General features: G+C 68.3%; 15 protein-coding genes. 1 reads left to right on the top strand and 14 read right to left on the bottom strand.

The annotated features are described in order from the left end of the window. Nucleotides 1-13: 13 nt before the first annotated feature. Entirely contained in the window at nt 14-2,791 is a 2,778-nt protein-coding gene (gene secA, locus CBM2586_RS14215; protein WP_115661110.1) for a preprotein translocase subunit SecA, read from the bottom strand. 259 nt (nt 2,792-3,050) lie between these two features. On the opposite strand from secA, the gene CBM2586_RS14220 reads away from it, so the two are divergent. After that, nucleotides 3,051-3,554, top strand: coding sequence for a DciA family protein (locus CBM2586_RS14220; protein WP_115688127.1), 504 nt, complete (start codon nt 3,051-3,053; stop codon nt 3,552-3,554). 69 nt (nt 3,555-3,623) lie between these two features. Here CBM2586_RS14220 and lpxC read toward each other — a convergent pair whose 3' ends face one another. The 13 genes from lpxC to CBM2586_RS14285 form a co-directional block, all read right to left on the bottom strand. Continuing rightward, nucleotides 3,624-4,541, bottom strand: a complete 918-nt coding sequence (gene lpxC, locus CBM2586_RS14225; protein WP_115661108.1) for a UDP-3-O-acyl-N-acetylglucosamine deacetylase — start codon at nt 4,539-4,541, stop codon at nt 3,624-3,626. Between the two features lie 153 nt (nt 4,542-4,694). Further along, entirely contained in the window at nt 4,695-5,201 is a 507-nt protein-coding gene (locus tag CBM2586_RS14230; RefSeq protein WP_115661107.1) for a peroxiredoxin, read from the bottom strand. 464 nt (nt 5,202-5,665) lie between these two features. Further along, nucleotides 5,666-6,859, bottom strand: a complete 1,194-nt coding sequence (gene ftsZ, locus CBM2586_RS14235) for a cell division protein FtsZ (protein ID WP_092306216.1) — start codon at nt 6,857-6,859, stop codon at nt 5,666-5,668. A gap of 180 nt (nt 6,860-7,039) precedes the next feature. Next, complete coding sequence (gene ftsA, locus CBM2586_RS14240; protein ID WP_010814765.1) at nt 7,040-8,272, bottom strand: cell division protein FtsA; 1,233 nt, start codon at nt 8,270-8,272, stop codon at nt 7,040-7,042. Continuing rightward, the gene (locus tag CBM2586_RS14245) at nt 8,269-9,219 is read right to left on the bottom strand and encodes a cell division protein FtsQ/DivIB (RefSeq protein ID WP_115688129.1); all 951 of its coding nucleotides are present in this window, start codon (nt 9,217-9,219) and stop codon (nt 8,269-8,271) included. Before CBM2586_RS14245 ends, ftsA begins: the two co-directional genes overlap by 4 nt. A 27-nt stretch (nt 9,220-9,246) precedes the next feature. Beyond that, entirely contained in the window at nt 9,247-10,230 is a 984-nt protein-coding gene (locus tag CBM2586_RS14250; RefSeq protein ID WP_115661105.1) for a D-alanine--D-alanine ligase, read from the bottom strand. Then, nucleotides 10,227-11,654, bottom strand: a complete 1,428-nt coding sequence (gene murC / locus CBM2586_RS14255) for a UDP-N-acetylmuramate--L-alanine ligase (RefSeq protein WP_115688131.1) — start codon at nt 11,652-11,654, stop codon at nt 10,227-10,229. Before murC ends, CBM2586_RS14250 begins: the two co-directional genes overlap by 4 nt. Nucleotides 11,655-11,675: 21 nt before the next feature. Next, complete coding sequence (gene murG, locus CBM2586_RS14260) at nt 11,676-12,746, bottom strand: undecaprenyldiphospho-muramoylpentapeptide beta-N-acetylglucosaminyltransferase (protein ID WP_115661103.1); 1,071 nt, start codon at nt 12,744-12,746, stop codon at nt 11,676-11,678. 109 nt (nt 12,747-12,855) lie between these two features. Further along, on the bottom strand, nt 12,856-14,097 hold the full coding sequence (ftsW, locus tag CBM2586_RS14265; protein ID WP_115661102.1) for a putative lipid II flippase FtsW: 1,242 nt from the start codon (nt 14,095-14,097) through the stop codon (nt 12,856-12,858). Next, nucleotides 14,094-15,605, bottom strand: a complete 1,512-nt coding sequence (gene murD / locus CBM2586_RS14270; protein ID WP_115688133.1) for a UDP-N-acetylmuramoyl-L-alanine--D-glutamate ligase — start codon at nt 15,603-15,605, stop codon at nt 14,094-14,096. The genes ftsW and murD overlap by 4 nt, the downstream gene beginning before the upstream one ends. A gap of 64 nt (nt 15,606-15,669) precedes the next feature. After that, complete coding sequence (mraY, locus tag CBM2586_RS14275) at nt 15,670-16,839, bottom strand: phospho-N-acetylmuramoyl-pentapeptide-transferase (RefSeq protein WP_115661100.1); 1,170 nt, start codon at nt 16,837-16,839, stop codon at nt 15,670-15,672. Between the two features lie 13 nt (nt 16,840-16,852). Continuing rightward, complete coding sequence (locus tag CBM2586_RS14280; protein ID WP_115661099.1) at nt 16,853-18,253, bottom strand: UDP-N-acetylmuramoyl-tripeptide--D-alanyl-D-alanine ligase; 1,401 nt, start codon at nt 18,251-18,253, stop codon at nt 16,853-16,855. After that, a complete protein-coding gene (locus CBM2586_RS14285) occupies nt 18,250-19,815 on the bottom strand; it encodes a UDP-N-acetylmuramoyl-L-alanyl-D-glutamate--2,6-diaminopimelate ligase (RefSeq protein ID WP_115688135.1) in 1,566 nt (521 codons plus the stop codon). Before CBM2586_RS14285 ends, CBM2586_RS14280 begins: the two co-directional genes overlap by 4 nt. Nucleotides 19,816-19,818: the final 3 nt, after the last annotated feature.

Genomic DNA, 19,818 nt, shown 5'->3' on the forward strand with positions numbered 1-19,818 from the left:
GGCGCGGCTCAGTTCAGCTGAGCTTGCCGTGGCACTGCTTGAACTTCTTGCCCGAGCCGCACGGGCACGGATCGTTGCGGCCGACCTTGGGCATGCCGGCCAGCGCCAGCTCGGCGGCGGCCATGGCCGTGCCGGTGCGCGGCGACGGCGCCTCCTCGACCGGCTCGCGGCCTTCGGCGAACTCGTCGTGCTTGTACTGCACGTTCTCCAGGTGCGACAGGCCTTCCTCGATCTGCTCCGAGGCCTGCTCCAGTTCTTCCGGCGACTGGATCTGCACGTTGAAGGTCACGCGCGTGACTTCGTTCTTGATCACGTCGAGCAGTCGCGCGAACAGCTCGAACGACTCGCGCTTGTACTCCTGCTTGGGATCCTTCTGCGCATAGCCGCGCAGGTGGATGCCCTGGCGCAGGTGGTCCAGCGCGGCCAGGTGCTCGCGCCAGTGGGTGTCGATGCTCTGCAGCATGACCGAGCGCTCGAAGCCGGCGAATGACTCGCGGCCGACCATTGCCACCTTGCTGTCGTAGCGCTCCGTCGCCGCCTTCATGATCAGGTTGAGCAGCTCTTCGTCCTCGATGCTCTGCGCGCCCTCGATGGTCTGCGCCAGCGGCACTTCCAGGCCCCAGTCGTCGCGCAGGCGCGTTTCCAGGCCGGCGATGTCCCACTGCTCTTCCATGGTGTCGGCCGGCACGTGGTCGCGGAACAGCTCGATCAGCACGCTCTCGCGCAGGTTGGCCACCATCTCGCCAACGTCGTTGGCCTCGAGCACGTCGTTGCGCAGCTTGTAGATTTCCTTGCGCTGGTCGTTGGCGACGTCGTCGTACTGCAGCAGCTGCTTGCGGATGTCGAAGTTACGGCCTTCCACCTTGCGCTGCGCCGACTCGATCGAGCGCGTGACGATGCCGGCTTCGATCGGCTCGCCCTCGGGCATCTTCAGGCGCTCCATGATGGCGCGCACGCGGTCGCCGGCGAAGATGCGCAGCAGCTGGTCGTCCAGCGACAGGTAGAAGCGCGACGAACCCGGGTCGCCCTGGCGGCCGGCGCGGCCGCGCAGCTGGTTGTCGATGCGGCGCGACTCGTGGCGCTCGGTGCCGACGATATGCAGGCCGCCGGCGGCCTTGACCTGCTCGTGCAGCGACTGCCACTCATCCTCGAGCTGCCGGATGCGCGCGGCCTTGTCGGCGTCGGACAGGTTCGGGTCCGCTTCGATAAAGCCCGACTGCTTCTCGACGTTGCCGCCCAGCACGATGTCGGTGCCGCGGCCCGCCATGTTGGTGGCGATGGTGATCATCTTGGGACGGCCGGCCTGCGCCACGATCTCGGCTTCGCGCGCATGCTGCTTGGCGTTGAGCACCTGGTGCGGCAGCTGCTCGCGCTCGAGCAGGCCCGACAGGTACTCCGAGGTCTCGATCGAGGTAGTGCCGACCAGCACTGGCTGGCCGCGCTCGTAGCAGTCGCGGATATCGCGCACCACGGCGTCGTAGCGCTCCTTGCCGGTCTTGTAGATCTGGTCCTGCAGGTCCTTGCGCTGGGTCGGGCGGTTGGTCGGGATCACCACCACTTCCAGGCCGTAGATCTCCTGGAACTCGTACGCTTCGGTGTCGGCCGTGCCGGTCATGCCGGCCAGCTTCTCGTACATGCGGAAGTAGTTCTGGAAGGTGACGGTCGCCAGCGTCTGGTTTTCCTGCTGGACGGTGACGCCTTCCTTGGCTTCGACGGCCTGGTGCAGGCCGTCGGACCAGCGGCGGCCGGTCATCAGGCGGCCGGTGAATTCATCGACGATCACGACCTCGTCGTTCTGCACCACGTAGTGCTGGTCGCGGTGGAACAGGCTGTGCGCGCGCAGGGCCGCGTACAGGTGATGCATCAGCGTGATGTTCTGCGGCGCGTAGAGCGATTCGCCCTCGCCGATCAGGCCCAGCTGCGACAGGATCTCTTCGGCCTTCTCGTGGCCGGCCTCGGTCAGGTAGACCTGGTGGCCCTTCTCGTCGACGTAGTAGTCGCCCGGCTTCTCGACCCCGGTGCCGTCGGCCTTTTCCTCGCCGATCTGGCGCTCGAGCAGCCTCGGGATGCCATTCATGCGCTGGTACAGGTCGGTCTGGTTCTCGGCCTGGCCGGAGATGATCAGCGGGGTGCGGGCCTCGTCGATCAGGATCGAGTCCACCTCGTCGACGATGGCGTAGTGCAGCGGCCGCTGCACGCGCTGCGACGGGTCGTAGACCATGTTGTCGCGCAGGTAGTCGAAGCCGAACTCGTTGTTGGTGCCGTAGGTGATGTCGGCGTTGTACGCTGCCTGCTTCTGGTCATGCGCCATCTGCGACAGGTTCACGCCCACCGACAGGCCCAGGAAGTTGTACAGCCGGCCCATCCACTCGGCATCGCGCTGCGCCAGGTAGTCGTTGACGGTGACCACGTGCACGCCCTTGCCGGTGATGGCATTCAGGTACACGGCCAGCGTCGCGGTCAGGGTCTTGCCTTCGCCGGTGCGCATTTCGGCGATCTTGTTGTCGTTCAGCACCATGCCGCCGATCAGCTGCACGTCGAAGTGGCGCATCTTCATGACGCGCTTGCTGGCCTCGCGGCACACGGCGAAAGCCTCGGGCAGCAGCGCCTCGAGCGATTCGCCACCGGCGTGGCGCTGCCGGAAGGCCTCGGTCATGCCGCGCAGCTCGTCGTCGGAGAGCTGCTCGAACTTCGGCTCCAGCGCATTGATCTGCGCCACCGTGCGGCGGTATTGCTTGATCAGCCGCTCATTGCGGCTGCCGAAGACTTTCTTGAGAAGGCCCGTGATCATCGATTGCTTTCACCTGCGCGGAACCGGGTGGCATCCCCAGGGAAGGCGGGCTGCCCCGGCGGCCGGGCGCGGTAATGGATAGATTGGCGCAAAACGCCGAGTTTATCATGTGCCGGGGTCACGCCCGGCGGCGCGGGGCGCTGGCGCCAGCCCCGCCGCAAGCAGTTCGGGATGGTTGCGCCGGCTTCGATCCGGCCGCCCTCGCTTCCGGCCTGCGCGGCCCTGCGTGCACGCGCCGCCCCCTTGCTAGAATGGACCCATGCGCCGCTTCACCCATCCCGCCCTGCAGACCCCCGTTGCCAAGCCGCTCAACGACTGGCTGGACAAGGCCGGCCCGGTGTCGACGCTGCTGCAGACCGCGCGCCAGCTGTCGGTGCTGGAGGCCGAGGTGCTGGCGCTGCTGCCGGCCGGCATGCGCGCGGGCCTGGCCGTGGCCGGCATCAAGCGCGACCCGTCCGACCCCAACGGCCAGGTGCTGCTGTTGCTGGCAGCCCATGGCGCGGCCGCGGCGCGGGTGCGCCAGGTCGTGCCCACGCTGCTCGGACGGCTGCAGCAGCGCGGCTCGCCGGTCACCTCGATCCGCGTGCGGGTGCAGCCCGAGGTGCAGCGCCATTCCGACTGGGAGGTGGAGCCGGTGCCCCGGCCGCGCACCAGCGGCCGCATGACGCCGACCGGGCTGGCCAATCTGGCCCAGCTCGCGCGCAGCCTGCCGGATTCGCCGCTGCGCGACGCGCTCAATACCCTGCTGTCACACCACCGCTGACCACCGGCGCAGCGTCCAAAACAAAAGAGCCGACCTGTGCAGGTCGGCTCTTTCTCCATGCGAGGCAGCTCAGGCGAAGGCCGGCTGGGCCTGCGGCAGGAACGCCGCCGGGGCTTCCTCGACGCGGTCGAAGGTGACCAGCTCGTAGGCTTCCTGGTCGGCGAGCAGCGCGCGCAGCAGCTGGTTGTTCAGGCCATGGCCGGATTTGTTCGCCACATAGGCGCCGATCAGCGGATGGCCCACCACGTACAGGTCGCCGATCGCATCCAGGATCTTGTGGCGCACGAACTCGTCGCCGTAGCGCAGTTCCTCGTTGTTGAGCATGCGGTGCTCGTCCAGCACGATCGCGTTGTCCAGGCTGCCGCCGCGCGCCAGGCCCATTTCGCGCAGGGCCTCGACCTCGTGCGCAAAGCCGAAGGTGCGGGCGCGGGCAATCTCGCGCACGTAGCTGGTGTCGGCGAAATCGATCGAGAAGGTCTGGCCGGTCTTGTCGACCGCCGGGTGGCGGAAGTCGATGGTGAACGACAGCTTGAAGCCGAAGAACGGCTCCAGCCGCGCCAGCTTGTCGCCTTCGCGCACTTCCACCGGCTTCTTCACGCGGATGAAGGTCTTGGGCGCATTCTGCTCCTCGATGCCAGCCGACTGCAGCAGGAACACGAACGACGCCGCGCTGCCGTCCATGATCGGGATTTCCTCGGCGTCGACGTCGACATAGAGATTGTCGATGCCCAGGCCGGCGCAGGCGGACATCAGGTGCTCGACGGTGGAAACGCGCGCGCCAGCCTTCTGCAGCACCGACGCCAGGCGCGTGTCGCCGATGGCCGAAGCGGCCACGGGAATCTCGACGGCCTCGGGCAGGTCGACGCGGGTGAAGACGATGCCGGTACCCGCCGGCGCCGGACGCAGCGTCAGCGTGACCTTGCGGCCGGAGTGCAGGCCGATGCCAACGGTCTTCACCAGGGATTTGATCGTGCGCTGTTTGAGCATGACAGCCTCAACAATTATTAAAATCTATCGTGTTGTCTTTTTGATTAAGGGATTTTACCACCACATCCGGGGCGGTGCAGCCGGGTTTTGTTTCCGGCTGTTAACACGCCTGTCACAAGTTACGTATTATCCACGTTTACCCGGATGACTGTGTCAGCCACGCAACGCCGCCAGCACCGCCTCGGCGCTGCTGACACGGAATTCGCCCGGCGCCTCGACTTCGAGCCGGGTCACCACGCCATCGTCGATCACCATGGCGAAACGCTTGGCGCGCACGCCCATGCCGCGCGCGCTCAGGTCCTGGTCCAGGCCAAGCGCGCGGGTCCACTCGGCGCTGCCGTCGGCCATCATCCGCACCTTGCCGGCCACCTGCTGCTCGCGGCCCCAGGCGCCCATCACGAAGGCATCGTTGACCGAGACGCACCAGATCTCGTCCACGCCCGCCTCGCGCAGCGCCGCGGCATGCTGCACGAAGCCCGGCACATGCTTGGCCGAACACGTCGGCGTGAAGGCGCCGGGCAGGCCGAACACCACGATCTTGCGGCCGCGGACCAGGTCCGCCACCTTGAACGCATTGGGGCCGAGCGCGCAGCCGTTGCTTTCGGTCTCGAAGAATTCCTGCAGCGTGGCGTCGGGGACGCGGGAACCGACAGTGATCATGGCTTTCTGGTTTTCCTTGGGTGTCTGAACGGGTCTATGAAGGATAGGACGGATGCGGGATCGCATGGCGGCGCGTTGCCGCAGGGCAACCTAACGATCATAGGTGCCCGGCCGGCGCTGCCAAAGCCGGATCACATCCGGTGACATTCGGACGAATTTCGATACACCTGAAGACGCTACAAAGACGTCCGCGCGGCGCACCTTTTGGGTGCGCCGCGCGGACGACGATACATCCCGACCGGGAAGGCGGGAAACCAGTCCGGGGAGGCGGCCAGCGGCACGCCCGTCCCGGCGACGGGATGCGGGTGAAGCTCAGTCCGGCGCAGGCGCGGCGCCGCCAGCAGCCCGGCGGTTCACGTCAGCCATGCAAGGCACGCGCGGATGGGGAGCGCACGTGCATCGCGACCAGGCGACGCGTTCCGTCAGGCGGCCGGTGGAGGCACCGATGCCGCGCCAGGCAGGCTTCAGTCTGCCTGCTTGCGCAGGAAGGCCGGGATGTCGTACGTATCCACACCCTTTTCCTGCAGCGCCGCAACGTGGGCCGACGCCGACTCACGCGAGCTGCGCCACACTGCCGGCGTATCGAGGTTGCTGTAGTCCGGCGAGCTGTGCTGCGCGGCGGTGGCGGCCATGTTGGCCATCATCTGCACCGGCATGTTGTCGGTGCCGGTCTTCAGCAGCGTCATCGGCTGCTGCTTCTTGGCCGAGCGGCCCAGGCCGGTCGCGACCACGGTCACGCGCAGCGCGTCGCTCATCGAGTCGTCGTACACCGTACCGAAGATCACGGTCGCATCTTCCGCGGCGTAGCTGCGGATGGTGTTCATGACTTCCTTGGTTTCCGACAGCTTCAGCGAACGGCTGGCGGTGATGTTGACCAGCACGCCGCGCGCGCCGGACAGGTCCACGCCTTCCAGCAGCGGGCTGGCAACGGCCTGCTCGGCCGCCAGGCGGGCGCGGTCCACGCCCGACACGGTGGCCGTCCCCATCATGGCCTTGCCCTGCTCGCCCATCACCGTCTTGACGTCTTCGAAGTCGACGTTGACCAGGCCGTCAACGTTGATGATCTCGGCAATGCCGGCCACCGCGTTGTGCAGCACGTCGTCGGCGCACTGGAAGCACTTGTCCATCTCGGCGTCGTCGCCCATCACTTCGAACAGCTTCTCGTTGAGCACCACGATCAGCGAGTCGACGCTCGATTCCAGCTCGCTGGAACCGTGCTCGGCCACCTTGGCGCGGCGCGCGCCTTCGAAGTCGAACGGCTTGCTGACCACGCCCACGGTCAGGATGCCCATCTCCTTGGCCACTTGCGCAACGATCGGCGCGGCGCCCGTGCCGGTACCGCCGCCCATGCCGGCAGTGATGAAGACCATGTGCGCGCCGCGCAGCGCGTCGGCGATCTGCTCGCGGGCCTGATCGGCGCAACCGCGGCCGACTTCCGGCTTGGCGCCAGCGCCCAGGCCCGTATTGCCGAGTTGAAGCACGCGCGAAGCGGTGGAACGCTTGAGCGCCTGGGCGTCGGTATTCATGCAGATGAATTCGACGCCTTGGACGCCGCGGCTGATCATGTGCTGCACGGCATTGCCGCCCGCGCCGCCCACGCCGACCACCTTGATGATGGTGCCGTCCATCACTTCCGTTTCGATCATGTCAAAGTCCATCACTGCCTCCGAGAAGAATCAGTCCCCAGACGATGCAGCCTCCCCGCCGCAACCCCTGGTTTCTGAACAAGAAACCAAAAAAAAGAAAATCAGAAAACTTCCATCCGGCACGCAGGCCTGTGCGGTAGACCGCCCTGCCCGCGCGCCGTTGCATCGTCAGCGCGTCAATTTCCGAATGGATCAGAAATTGCCGACAAACCATTCCTTCATGCGGGTCCACACCTGCTTGACCGACCCGCTCTGCACGGCCACCTTGCGCCCGCGCATGCGCTGCACGCGGCCTTCCAGCAGCAGGCCCATCACGGTCGCGTAGCGCGGGCTCTTCACCACCTCGTGCAGGTTGCCGCGATACTCGGGCACGCCGACGCGCACCGGCTTGAGGAAGATGTCCTCGCCCAGCTCGACCATGCCCGGCATCATCGCGGTCCCACCGGTGATGACCACGCCCGACGACAACAGTTCTTCATAACCGGATTCGCGCACCACCTGGTGCACCAGCGAGTACAGCTCCTCGATGCGCGGCTCGATCACCGCGGCCAGCGCCTGGCGGCTGAGCGTGCGCGTGCCGCGGTCGCCCACGCCCGGCACCTCGATCATGTCGTCCGGGTCGGCGATCGCCTGCTTGGCGATGCCGTACTGGATCTTGATGTCCTCGGCGTCGGGCGTCGGCGTGCGCAGCGCCATCGCGATATCGTTGGTGATCTGGTCGCCGGCGATGGGAATCACGGCCGTATGGCGGATCGCGCCTTCGCTGAAGATGGCGATGTCGGTGGTGCCGCCGCCGATGTCGACCAGCACCACGCCCAGTTCTTTCTCGTCCTCGGTCAGCACGGCCAGGCTCGAAGCCAGCGGCTGCAGGATCAGGTCGTGCACTTCCAGGCCGCAGCGGCGCACGCACTTGACGATGTTCTGCGCGGCGCTGACCGCGCCGGTGACGATATGCACCTTCACTTCCAGGCGGATGCCGCTCATGCCGATGGGCTCGCGCACGTCCTCCTGGCCGTCGATGATGAATTCCTGCGTCAGGATGTGCAGGATCTGCTGGTCGGTCGGGATATTGACCGCCTTGGCGGTCTCGATCACGCGCGCCACGTCGGTCTGCGTGACCTCCTTGTCCTTGATCGCCACCATGCCGCTGGAGTTGAAGCTGCGGATATGGCTGCCGGCAATGCCGGTGAAGACCTCCGAAATCTTGCAGTCGGCCATCAGCTCGGCCTCTTCCAGCGCCTTCTGGATCGACTGCACGGTGGCCTCGATGTTGACCACGACCCCTTTCTTCAGACCCTTGGACTCAGACTGGCCCATCCCGATCACCTCGTAGCTGCCGTCGGGGCGCAGTTCCGCCACCACGGCCGCCACCTTCGAGGTGCCGATATCGAGACCGACCAACAGGTCCTTGTATTCCTTGCTCATCGGGTTTTCTCCGCGTTCTTGCTCTTCAGTCGCGTCGGATTGTTGTTGGATGTACCTGAAACCGTTGCGGCCGCCCCCGGCCTGGCGGCGCTGGTCGCCGCACTCGTCGCCGCACTCGCCGCCTTCGCCCTGGCCGCTTTCTCGGCCTTCTCGGCCCGCACCGCTGCCGCGATCTGCGCCTCGGTCAGGAAGCGCGCGTTGGCGGCGCGGATGGCAAAGCCGTTGGGATAGCGCAGGTCGGCATACTCGATCTGGCTGCCCCATTGCTGCGTGACCTGCGGCCAGGCCGCGACGAAGCGGCGCACGCGCTGGTCCATCGCGGTGCGGTCCTCGTCGTTCTGCTCGCGCCCCAGCTCGACCTCCATGCCGTTGGACAGGCGCGCGCGCCAGGCGTAGCGGCCGGACAGCGCCACCGCGAGCGGCTCCGCGTTGAGCGGCTTGAACCACTGGCGCATCACCTCGAGCTTCTCGATCACGTCGGCTTCGCTGTCGGGCGGCCCGTCCAGTGCCAGCAGCTGCGCGTCTTCTTCCGCCTCGGCGGTGTTGGCGACAAAGATCTCGCCATAGGTGTTGATCAGGCGACCGCTGTCGGGCGCGCCCCAGGTGCCGAGCGCCTCGTGCTCCTCGACCTCGACCGCCAGGCCGTTGGGCCATTCGCGCCGCACGCTGGCGCGCCGCACCCATGGCACCGACTCGAACGCCTGGCGCGCCGCGTTCAGGTCCAGCGTGAAGAAGTTGCCGGTCAGCTTGCCCAGCGCGCTGGAGCGCACGCTGGGCGCGTTCACGTGGCGCAGGGCGCCGCCGTCCATCGGCCCGATCTCCACGTGCGTGATGGCAAACACCGGCCGCTGCGCCAGCCACAGCAGGCCCGCCGCGAGCGCCATCAGCGCCACCACCGCATACAGCGTGGAGGCGATCAGGTTGAGCAGGCGTGCGTTATGCCACATGGTCCGGTGCGGTCCTGTCGGGTGAAGTTATTCGGGTTTCCAATGCTCGTTGGGATGCAGGTCGAGCGTGGCGGCGGCCACCACCTGCAGCACGAAGTCCTCGTAGCTGATGCCGACCGCGCGCGCCGCCATCGGCACCAGCGAATGGCCGGTCATGCCGGGCGAGGTATTCATCTCGAGCAGGAACGGCGTGCCGTCGGCGCGCAGCATCACGTCGGCGCGCGCCCAGCCGCGGCAGCCCAGCACGCGGTAGGCCTGCACCGCCAGCGCCTGCACCTGCCGCTCGACTTCGGCATCCAGGCCAGACGGGCACAAGTACTGGGTATCGTCAGTAAAGTACTTATTTTGATAGTCGTAGTTGGCCTCGGGCGCGACGATGCGGATCACCGGCAGCGCTTCGGCGCTATCGCCCTCGCCCACCACCGGGCAGGTCAGCTCGGCGCCGTCGACGAAGGTCTCGGCGATGACGTCGTTGTCCAGCGCCGCGGCCTTGTCGAAGGCGGCGCGCATCTGGTCCGCCGCGGTGACCTTGGTCAGCCCGATCGACGAGCCTTCGCGCGCCGGCTTGACGATCAGCGGCAGGCCCAGGTCGGCCGCGACCGCGTCGAAGTCGGTGTCCGCGTGCAGCATGGCGAAGCGCGGCGTGGCCAGCCCATGCGTGATCCACAAACGCTTGGTGGCCTGCTTGTCCATCGCCAGCGCCGACGCCAGCACGCCACTGCCGGTGTACGGCACGCCCAGCTGCTCGAGCAGGCCCTGGATGGTGCCGTCCTCGCCGTAGCGGCCGTGCAGCGCGATGAAGACGCGGTCGAAACCGGCCGCCGCCAGCTCGGCCACGCCCTGCAGGCCGGGGTCGAAGCCGTGCGCGTCGACGCCGCGCGACTGCAGCGCGGCCAGCACGCCGTTGCCGGACATCAGCGAGATCTCGCGCTCGGCCGAGCGGCCGCCCAGCAGCACGCCGACCTTGCCCAGCGACTTGGGATCGATATTGGGATGGGCGACGAAGCTCATGCCTGGCTCCCTTGCTGCAGCGGTTGCTGGTGCGACACCAGCTGGCCCGGCACGCCGCCGATCGAGCCCGCCCCCATGGTCACGACCACATCGCCGGGCCGTACGGCATTCAGGATGGCCTGCGGCATCTCTTCCATCTGCTCCACGAAAACAGGTTCGACCTTGCCCGCCACGCGCAGCGCGCGCGTCAGTGCACGGCCGTCGGCGGCGACGATCGGGGTCTCGCCGGCGGCATAGACCTCGGACAACAGCAGGGCATCGACGGTGCCCAGCACCTTGACGAAGTCTTCAAAGCAATCGCGCGTGCGGGTGAAACGGTGCGGCTGGAACGCCAGCACCAGGCGCCGGCCGGGGAACGCGCCGCGCGCGGCGGCGAGGGTGGCGGCCATTTCCACCGGATGGTGGCCGTAGTCGTCCACCAGCGTGAAGGTGCCGGCGCCGTCGGGCGTGGCGACTTCGCCGTAGCGCTGGAAGCGGCGGCCGACACCGTGGAATTCACGCAGCGCCTTGACGATGGCGGCATCGGGCACTTCCAGCTCGGTGGCGATGGCGATCGCCGCCAGCGCGTTCTGCACGTTGTGCATGCCGGGCAGGTTCAGCACGATCTCCAGCGGCGGCTCGGCGTGATGGTTCAGCTGGCGCAGCACCGTGAAATGCATCTGGCCGTCGACCGCGCGCGCATCCACGGCGCGGATCTGCGCATCTTCGGCAAAGCCGTAGCGCACCACCGGCTTGGACACCAACGGCAGGATCTCGCGCACGTTGGGATCGTCCACGCACAGCACGGCGATGCCGTAGAACGGCAGGCGCTGGGTGAATTCGATGAACGCCTGCTTGAGCCGGGCAAAGTCATGCCCGTAGGTGTCCATGTGGTCGGCATCGATATTGGTGACGACCTCGATGACCGGGAACAGGTTCAGGAACGACGCATCCGATTCGTCGGCCTCGGCCACGATGAAGTCGCCGGTGCCCAGGCGCGCGTTGGCGCCGGCCGAGTTCAGCCGGCCGCCGATGACGAAGGTCGGATCGAGGCCGCCTTCGGCCAGCACCGATGCCACCAGGCTGGTGGTGGTGGTCTTGCCATGGGTACCGGCAATGGCCACGCCCTGCTTCAGCCGCATCAGCTCGGCCAGCATCACCGCGCGCGGCACCACGGGGATACGCTGGCTGCGCGCGGCCAGCACTTCGGGGTTGTCGCCGCTGACCGCGGTCGACACCACCACCGCGTTGGCGCCGCTCACGTTGACGGCGTCATGGCCGTGCATGACGGTGGCGCCCAGCGACGCCAGGCGCCGCGTGGCGGCATTGCTGCCCACGTCCGAGCCCGAGACCTTGTATCCCAGGTTCAGCAGGACCTCGGCGATGCCGCTCATGCCGGCGCCGCCGATGCCCACGAAGTGGATGTTCTTGACGATATGCTTCATTGGATTGCTGCTTCGCTCACTTCAGTCCCTGGCCAGCTCGCGGCATACCTCGGCGACGCGCCGGGTTGCCTCAGGCCTGGCCAGTCCGCGCGCCAGGCGCGCCATGTCTTTCAGCTGCGGCCGGGTCAGGCTGGCAATGGTCCGCGCCAGGCCCTCGGCCGTCAGGTCTTTCTGCTGCACGAGCAGGGCCGCGCCCTGGCTCGACAAAAACTGTGCGTTGGTGGTCTGGTGGTCGTCCACCGCATGCGGGAACGGCACGAACAGCGCCGCCACGCCCGCCGCGGCCACTTCCGACACCGTCATCGCGCCGGCGCGGCAGATCACCAGGTCGGCGTCGGCATAGGCGCGCGCCATGTCGTCGATGAACGGCAGCGTCTGCGCCGCCACCTGCGCCGCGGCGTAGTTGGCGCGCAGCGTGTCGATCTGCTTCGCGCCCGCCTGGTGCGTCACCACCGGGCGCTGAGGCTGCGGCAACAGCGCGATGGCCTTGGGCACCACCTCGTTGAGCGCGGCGGCGCCCAGGCTGCCGCCCACCACCAGGATGCGCAGCGGACCGTCGCGACGGTCGTAGCGCGCCTCGGGGTTATCCAGCTGCGCCAGCTCCTCGCGCACCGGGTTGCCGGTCCATTCGCTGCCGGGCAGTGCATCGGGGAACGCGCACAGCACGCGGTCGGCCACCCTGGCCAGCACCTTGTTGGCCAGCCCGGCGATCGAGTTCTGCTCGTGCAGCACCAGCGGCCGGCCCAGCAGCGACGCCATCATGCCGGCCGGGAAGGTGATATAGCCGCCCATGCCCAGCACCACGCTAGGACGTACCCGCCGCAGCGCGGCGAGGCTCTGCCAGAACGCGCGCAGCAGGTTCAGCGGCAGCAGGAACTTGGTCACCAGCCCCTTGCCGCGCAACCCGCCGAACTGGATGAACTCCATCGGGATGTCGTGCTTCGGCACCAGCGTGGCTTCCATGCCAGTGCGGTTGCCCAGCCAGACCACGTTCCAGCCCTGCGCGCGCAGCGCCTGCGCGACCGCCAGCCCGGGGAACACATGTCCCCCGGTGCCACCGGCCATCACGAGCAGGGTGCGCGGCTGCGTCATACCTTCCCTCCGCGCATCAATACACGGTTTTGGCTTCGGCCGCTGCGCTTAACTTCCTGCAATCGCAGGAAGTTAGCCTTCGCCGAAATCGCGTGCTGCTGCGTTCCGGTCATACCTTCCCTCCACGCATCAGCACGCGATTTTCATAATCAATGCGAAGCAGGATCGCCAGCGCCACGCAGTTCATCAGGATGCCCGAGCCGCCATAGCTGACCAGCGGCAGCGTCAGCCCCTTGGTCGGCAGCAAGCCCAGGTTCACACCCATGTTGATAAAGGTCTGCCAGCCGATCCAGACGCCGATGCCCTTGGCCACCAGGCCGGCAAAGGTGCGGTCCAGCTGCAGCGCGGTGCGGCCGATATTGAAGGCGCGCCGCACCAGCCAGTAGAACAGCACGATCACCACCAGCACGCCGATAAAGCCGAATTCCTCGCCAATCACGGCGAGGATGAAGTCGGTATGCGCTTCGGGCAGGTAGTGCAGCTTTTCGATGCTGCCGCCCAGCCCCACGCCGGTCCATTCGCCGCGGCCGAAGGCGATCAGCGAGTGCGTGAGCTGGTAGGCCTTGCCCAGGGCGTTGCTCTCTTCCCATGGATTCAGGTAGGCAAAGATCCGCTCGCGCCGCCAGGGCGACGCCGTGATCAGCAGCGCGAACGCGCCCACCGCCACCCCGACCAGCCCGGCGAAAAGCTTGCCGTTGATGCCGCCGAGGAACAGGATGCCCATCGCCACCGCGGCGATCACCAGGAATGCGCCCATGTCGGGCTCCAGCAGCAGCAGCAGACCCACCACCACCACCGCCACGCCCATCGGCAGGAAGCCCTTGGACACGGTCTGCATCCACTCCTGCTTGCGCACGGTGTAGTTGGCGGCGTACAGCACCACCGCCAGCTTCATCAGCTCGGACGGCTGGAAGTTCATCACGCCCAGCGGAATCCAGCGCCGCGCGCCGTTCACGCCCTTGCCGACGAACGGCACCAGCACGATCACCAGCAGGATCAGCGCAACGATAAAGAGCTTGGGCGCGTAGCGGTCCCACACCTTGACCGGCACCTGGAACGCGGCCAGCCCGACCGACAGGCCGATTCCCAGCGCGAATGCATGCCGCATCAGGAAGTGGCTTTCGCGGTAGTTGGCGTAGCGCGGCGAGTCCGGCAGCGCGATCGAGGCCGAGTAGACCATCACCAGGCCGAGCGCGAGCAGCACGATCGAGACCCACAGCATGGGCTGGTCGTACTCCATCATGCGCGAGCGGGTCGGCTTGACGCCCGACACCGCGTCGCGCAGGCCGCCCCAGGCATTGCCGATGGTGGCGCCGATAAATCCGCTGCGCTTGACCTGTGCGTCGTTCATGGGAGGATCCCCCGGGACAGGGCCAGTTCTTCCACCGCGCCGCGGAACACCTCGGCGCGATGCACGTAGTTGCGGAACATGTCCAGGCTGGCGCACGCCGGCGACAGCAGCACCGCATCGCCAGCCTGGGCCAGCGTGGCGGCCTGCGTCAACGCTTGCTCCAGCGTGGCGGCGTCGACCAAGGTGGCGCCACTGCCCTGCAGCGCATCGCGCAGCTCAGGCGCGGCGCGGCCGATCAGCACCACCGCGCGCGCGTACTGTCCCACCGGCGCGGCCAGCGGCGAGAAATCCTGTCCCTTGCCCTCGCCCCCGGCGATCAGCACCACGCGCTTGTCCAGGCCCGACAGCGCGGCCACGGTCGCGCCCACGTTGGTGCCCTTGCTGTCGTCGAAATACTCGACGTCGTCGATGGTGGCGACCCACTCGACGCGGTGCGGCTCGCCGCGGTATTCGCGCAGGCCGTGCAGCAGTGCGTTCAGCGGCAGGTCGATGGCCCGGCACAGCGCCAGCGCGGCCATCGCGTTGGTGGCGTTGTGCATGCCGCGGATATGCAGCGCGTCGGCTGGCATCAGCCGCTTGTGGCGCACCGGCACCGCTTCCGGCGCGGCCTCGGCGGACTTGCGGCGGCGCGGCTTGCCCTCCCCTTCCGCGTCGGGATCGGGCTCGGCCAGCACCAGCCAGGGCATGCCGCCCTCGCGCAGGATGCCGAAGCTGCCCGGCACCTCGGGCAGGTCGATGCCGAAGGTCACCGGCGCGGAGCCGGGGCGCGCCATGTCCAGCGTCAGGCGGTCGTTGCGGTTCAGCACCTGCACGCACGCGCTGCCGGCCGGGCCGAAGATGCGCGCCTTGGACGCGGCGTAGGCTTCCATCGAGCCGTGCCAGTCGAGGTGGTCCTGCGTCACGTTGAGCACGGTGGCGGCATGGGGCGCCAGCGTATGGGTGGTTTCCAGCTGGAAGCTCGACAGCTCCAGCACCCAGACCTCCGGCAGCGACGCCGCGGCGATGCAGGCCGACAGCTTGTCCAGCGCCGACGGGCTGATATTGCCGGCCACCGCCACGCTCTTGCCGGCGCGCTCGACCAGCCGGCCGGTCAGCGCGGTGGTGGTGGTCTTGCCGTTGGTGCCGGTGATCGCCAGCAGCTTCGGCGCATAGCCGGACTCGGCTTCGAGGTGGCGCAGCGCGCGCACGAACAGCTCGATCTCGCCCCACACCGGGATGCCGCGCGCCTGCGCCGCGGCCAGCAGCGCGCCGGTGGCGGGCTCGAGCGGCGACAGGCCGGGGCTGATCGCCACCAGGCCGATGCCGTCGAGCAGGCTTTCGGCAAACGGGCCGCCGACGAATTCGGCCGAAGTCAGCTCGGCCTGCAGGAACACAAGGTTGGCGGGCGCCTCGCGCGTGTCGGCCACGCGCACCGCGCAGCCGTTCAGGCCACACCAGCGCGCCATGGCCAGCCCCGACTCGCCGAGGCCCAGTACCAGCACATGAGGTTTTTGCAGCTCGCCAAACACTTCGATTTCCTGCCTTTGGTTTCCTGTATCGATAAAGCCGCGCCGTTTCAGCGCAGCGTCTTTCTTAACGCAGCTTGAGCGTCGACAACCCGATCAGCACCAGCAGCATGGTGATGATCCAGAACCGCACCGTGACCTGCGTTTCCTTCCAGCCGCCCAGTTCGAAATGGTGATGCAGCGGCGCCATGCGGAACAGCCGCCTGCCCTCGCCATAGCGGCGCTTGGTGAGCTTGAACCAGGTGACCTGCGCCATCACCGACAGCGTTTCGACCACGAAGATGCCGCCCATCACGAACAGCACGATCTCCTGGCGCACGATCACCGCCACCGTGCCCAGCGCGCCACCCAGCGCCAGCGCGCCGACGTCGCCCATGAACACCTGGGCCGGATGCGCGTTGAACCAGAGGAAGGCCAGCCCCGCCCCGCCCAGCGCCGAGCAGAAGATCAGCAGCTCGCCCGCGCCCGGGATATGCGGGAACAGCAGGTACTTGCTGTAGACCGCGTTGCCCATCACATAGGCAAACACGCCCAGCCCGCCGCCGACCAGCACCACCGGCATGATCACCAGGCCGTCCAGGCCGTCGGTCAGGTTGACGGCGTTGCTCGAGCCCACGATCACCAGGTAGGTCAGCACGATGAAGCCGGCCACGCCCAGCGGATAGCTGATCTCCTTGAAGAAGGGCACGATCAGGTTGGACTTGTACGGCATGTCCAGCGACAGCCCGCCCTCGACCCAGTTCAGGAACAGCTCCCAGACCCGCACGTTGCTGCTCTCGGACACCGAGAAGGCCAGGTAGACCGCGGCCACCAGGCCGATCAGGGTCTGCCAGAAAAACTTCTCGCGGCTCGACATGCCGCGCGGGTCGCGATACACCACCTTGCGGTAGTCGTCGACCCAGCCGATCGCGCCGTAGCCGAAGGTGACCAGCATCACCACCCAGATAAAGCGGTTGCCCCAGTCGCACCACAGCAGCGTCGACACCGCGATCGACACCAGCACCAGCACGCCGCCCATGGTGGGCGTGCCGGACTTGACCAAATGCGTTTGCGGGCCGATGGTGCGCACCGCCTGGCCGACCTTCAGCTCGGTCAGCTTGCGGATCACCCACGGCCCGAACGCCAGGCCGATCACCAGCGCGGTGACGTTGGCCATCACCGCGCGGAAAGTCAGGTAGTTGACGACCCGGAGGAAGCTGTAGTCGTTTTGCAGCCACTGGGCCAGAGCCAATAACATCGTGTTGTCTTATTTAGTGTGCGGAAGTGTCTGCGACCAGCGCCGCGACCATCCGTTCCATGCGCATGAAGCGCGATCCCTTCACCAGCACGGCGCCCGCTTGCGCCACCATGCCCCCGCTGTCTTCCTCCAAGGCCTTGGCCAGGTCTTCCGCGCTGCCGAAATGGCGCCCGTTGGCGCCGAACGCCCGCACCGCATGCACCGCCAGCGCGCCGGTGGCCCACAGCACGTCGATGCCGCGCGCCTGGGCATAGGCACCGATCTCTTCGTGGAACGCCGGCCCCTGGTCGCCTACTTCGCCCATGTCGCCCAGCACCAGCACGCGCGGCGCGGCAAAGCCGGCCAGCACGTCGATGGCGGCGCGCATCGAGTCGGGGTTGGCGTTGTAGGTGTCGTCGACCACCACCGTGCCGGCCGGCGTGTACTTGACCTGCAGCCGTCCCTTCACGGGCTTGAACTCCTCCAGGCCCGCCTGGATTGCCGGCACGCGCACGCCCGCGGCGAGCGCGCAGGCGATCGCCGCCAGCGCGTTGCGCACGTTGTGCTCGCCCAGCAGCGCCAGCCGCACCTCGAAGGCATGGCCCGGCGCGCGCACCTGCATCACCTGCACGCCGTCGACCAGTTCCACGGTGGCGTGCACGTCGGCCTGCTGCGAGGTGCCGAACGACAGCACGCGGCGGGTGGCCGCGGCCGCGCGCCACACCGGGGCGTAGGCGCCGCCGCTTTCCGCATCGAGCGGGAACACCGCGACGCCGTCGGCCGGCAGCGCCGCGATCGCGGCGGCGTGCTCGTGCGCCACGGCTTCCACGCTGACCATGAATTCCTGGTGCTCGCGCTGGGCGTTGGTGATCACCGCCACGGTGGGCTGGGCGATGCCGGCCAGGTAGACGGTCTCGCCCGGATGGTTCATGCCGAGCTCCAGCACCGCCAGCTGGTGCGTGGCGCGCAGGCGCAGCACCGTCAGCGGCAGGCCGATATCGTTGTTGAGGTTGCCGCCGGTGGCCAGGCGCTGGTCCTCGCCGACGGCCGCGGCAAAGATCGCCGCGATCATTTCCTTGACCGTGGTCTTGCCATTGCTGCCGGTCACCGCCACCGCCGGCAGCGTGAACTGGCGGCGCCAGCCCGCGCCAAGCTGGCCCAGCGCCATGCGCGTGTCCGGCGCGACGATGGCCGGCACCCCGGCATCGACTTCGCGGCTCACCAGCACCGCGGCGGCGCCGCGCGCGACCACGTCGGCGATGAAGTCATGCGCATCGAAGCGCTCGCCCCGCAGCGCCACGAACAGGTCGCCGGGCTCGACGCTGCGGCTGTCGGTATGCACGCGCGCGAACGGCACGGCGGCGTCGCCGCAAATGCGCGCGCCGGCGATCCAGCCGGCCGCTTGCTGCAAGGTGGTCATGGTGGTCTGGCTCATGCCGATACTCCGCGCGTGGCCAGTGCCAGCCGTACGTGTTCGCGATCCGAGAACGGGCGCTTGCGGCCCTGGATCTCCTGGGTGGCCTCATGGCCCTTGCCCGCCACCAGCACCACGTCGGCCGGCGCCGCGTGCCGCACGGCATAGAGGATGGCGGCGGCGCGGTCTTCGATCTGGCGCCCGCGCGCGCGCTCGGCCATGCCGTCGGCAATCGCGTCGAGGATCTCCTGCGGGTCTTCGCTGCGCGGGTTGTCGCTGGTCAGCACGATTTCGTCGGCCAGGCGCTCGGCGACGGCGCCCATCAGCGGGCGCTTGATCGGGTCGCGGTCGCCGCCGCAGCCGAACACGCACCACAGGCGGCCGTTGCGCGCCTGCGCCACCGGGCGCAGTGCGGCCAGCGTCTGCTCGAGCGCGTCAGGGGTGTGGGCGTAGTCGACCACCGCCAGCGGCGCCTGCGCGGCGTCGTGGCCGGCCCCGAACAGCTCCATGCGTCCTTCCACCGGCGCAAGCGCGCGCAGCGCGGCAATCGCCGCGTCCCACGCCACGCCGTTGGCCAGCGCCGCGCCCAGCACCGCCAGCAGGTTGCTGACATTGAAGGCACCGATCATCGGCGTGGCCATCTCGGCGTGGCCGAAGCTGCCGTCGATATGGAAGGCGGTGCCGGTGGCGGTGGCGCGCAAGTTGGTGGCGCGCAGCCATGCGCCGCGCTGGCCGCGCACCGTGGCGGCGGCAGGGCCGTCGATGCCGTATTCGATCACGTGCGGCGCGGCCACGGCGGCGGCGTCGGCTGCCAGCAGGCGCCGGCCCATGGCGTCGTCGCGGTTGATCACCGCGGTGCGCAGGCCGTCCCAGCGGAACAGGCGCGCCTTGGCGGCCTCGTACTCGGCCATCGAGCCGTGGTAGTCGAGGTGGTCCTGGGTCAGGTTGGTCAGCACCACCACCGAAAAATGCGTGCCGGCCACGCGCTCCTGCTCGAGGCCGTGCGACGACACTTCCATCGCCACGGCGCGCGCGCCGGCGTCGTGCAGCGTGGCCAGGCTGGCCTGTAGCTGCACCGCGTCGGGCGTGGTGAAGCCGGTGGCCTGCAGCGCGTCGGGGAAGCCGGTGCCGAGCGTGCCGATGGCCGCGCAGGGCGTGCCGGTGCCCTGCAGCACGCGCGCCAGCCACTGGCTGCATGAGGTCTTGCCATTGGTGCCGGTGATGCCGGTCACGGCCAGGCCGCGCGCCGGGTTGCCGTGCCAGCCAGCGGCGATCGGGCCTGCCAGCTGGTGCAGGCGGCTCACGGCCAGGTGCGGCACGGCGTCGCCGAAGGGCCAGTCGAAGCCGTCGGCCTCGTACACCACGGCGCCGGCGCCGGCGGCGATCGCCTGCGCGATATAGGGCCGGCCGTCGGTGGCGAGGCGGTCGTTGCCCAGCACGTAGGCGAAGAACACATCGCCGCGCGCCAGGCGCCGGGTATCGCCGGTCAGCTGCGCCGCGGCGGCCACGTTGGTACGCAGCCAGGCCAGCGCGTTGCTGGCCTGGGCGGTGACCTCGAGGGGAAGCAGGGGCTTGGCCGTCATCGG

Source organism: Cupriavidus taiwanensis (assembly GCF_900250115.1).
Classification (GTDB): domain Bacteria; phylum Pseudomonadota; class Gammaproteobacteria; order Burkholderiales; family Burkholderiaceae; genus Cupriavidus; species Cupriavidus taiwanensis_B.

Bases quoted from the DNA above. Each gene is read 5' to 3' on its own strand.
- ftsA (WP_010814765.1), bottom strand. From the start codon at position 8,272: ATGAGCAAGGAATACAAGGACCTGTTGGTCGGTCTCGATATCGGCACC.
- murG (WP_115661103.1), bottom strand. From the start codon at position 12,746: ATGACGCAGCCGCGCACCCTGCTCGTGATGGCCGGTGGCACCGGGGGA.
- CBM2586_RS14280 (WP_115661099.1), bottom strand. From the start codon at position 18,253: ATGAGCCAGACCACCATGACCACCTTGCAGCAAGCGGCCGGCTGGATC.
- lpxC (WP_115661108.1), bottom strand. From the start codon at position 4,541: ATGCTCAAACAGCGCACGATCAAATCCCTGGTGAAGACCGTTGGCATC.
- CBM2586_RS14245 (WP_115688129.1), bottom strand. From the start codon at position 9,219: ATGTGGCATAACGCACGCCTGCTCAACCTGATCGCCTCCACGCTGTAT.
- ftsW (WP_115661102.1), bottom strand. From the start codon at position 14,097: ATGAACGACGCACAGGTCAAGCGCAGCGGATTTATCGGCGCCACCATC.
- CBM2586_RS14285 (WP_115688135.1), bottom strand. From the start codon at position 19,815: ATGACGGCCAAGCCCCTGCTTCCCCTCGAGGTCACCGCCCAGGCCAGC.
- ftsZ (WP_092306216.1), bottom strand. From the start codon at position 6,859: ATGGACTTTGACATGATCGAAACGGAAGTGATGGACGGCACCATCATC.
- murC (WP_115688131.1), bottom strand. From the start codon at position 11,654: ATGAAGCATATCGTCAAGAACATCCACTTCGTGGGCATCGGCGGCGCC.
- secA (WP_115661110.1), bottom strand. From the start codon at position 2,791: ATGATCACGGGCCTTCTCAAGAAAGTCTTCGGCAGCCGCAATGAGCGG.
- CBM2586_RS14250 (WP_115661105.1), bottom strand. From the start codon at position 10,230: ATGAGCTTCGTCGCCCATCCCAATATCGATCCCAAGTCGCTGGGCAAG.
- CBM2586_RS14220 (WP_115688127.1), top strand. From the start codon at position 3,051: ATGCGCCGCTTCACCCATCCCGCCCTGCAGACCCCCGTTGCCAAGCCG.
- mraY (WP_115661100.1), bottom strand. From the start codon at position 16,839: ATGTTATTGGCTCTGGCCCAGTGGCTGCAAAACGACTACAGCTTCCTC.
- CBM2586_RS14230 (WP_115661107.1), bottom strand. From the start codon at position 5,201: ATGATCACTGTCGGTTCCCGCGTCCCCGACGCCACGCTGCAGGAATTC.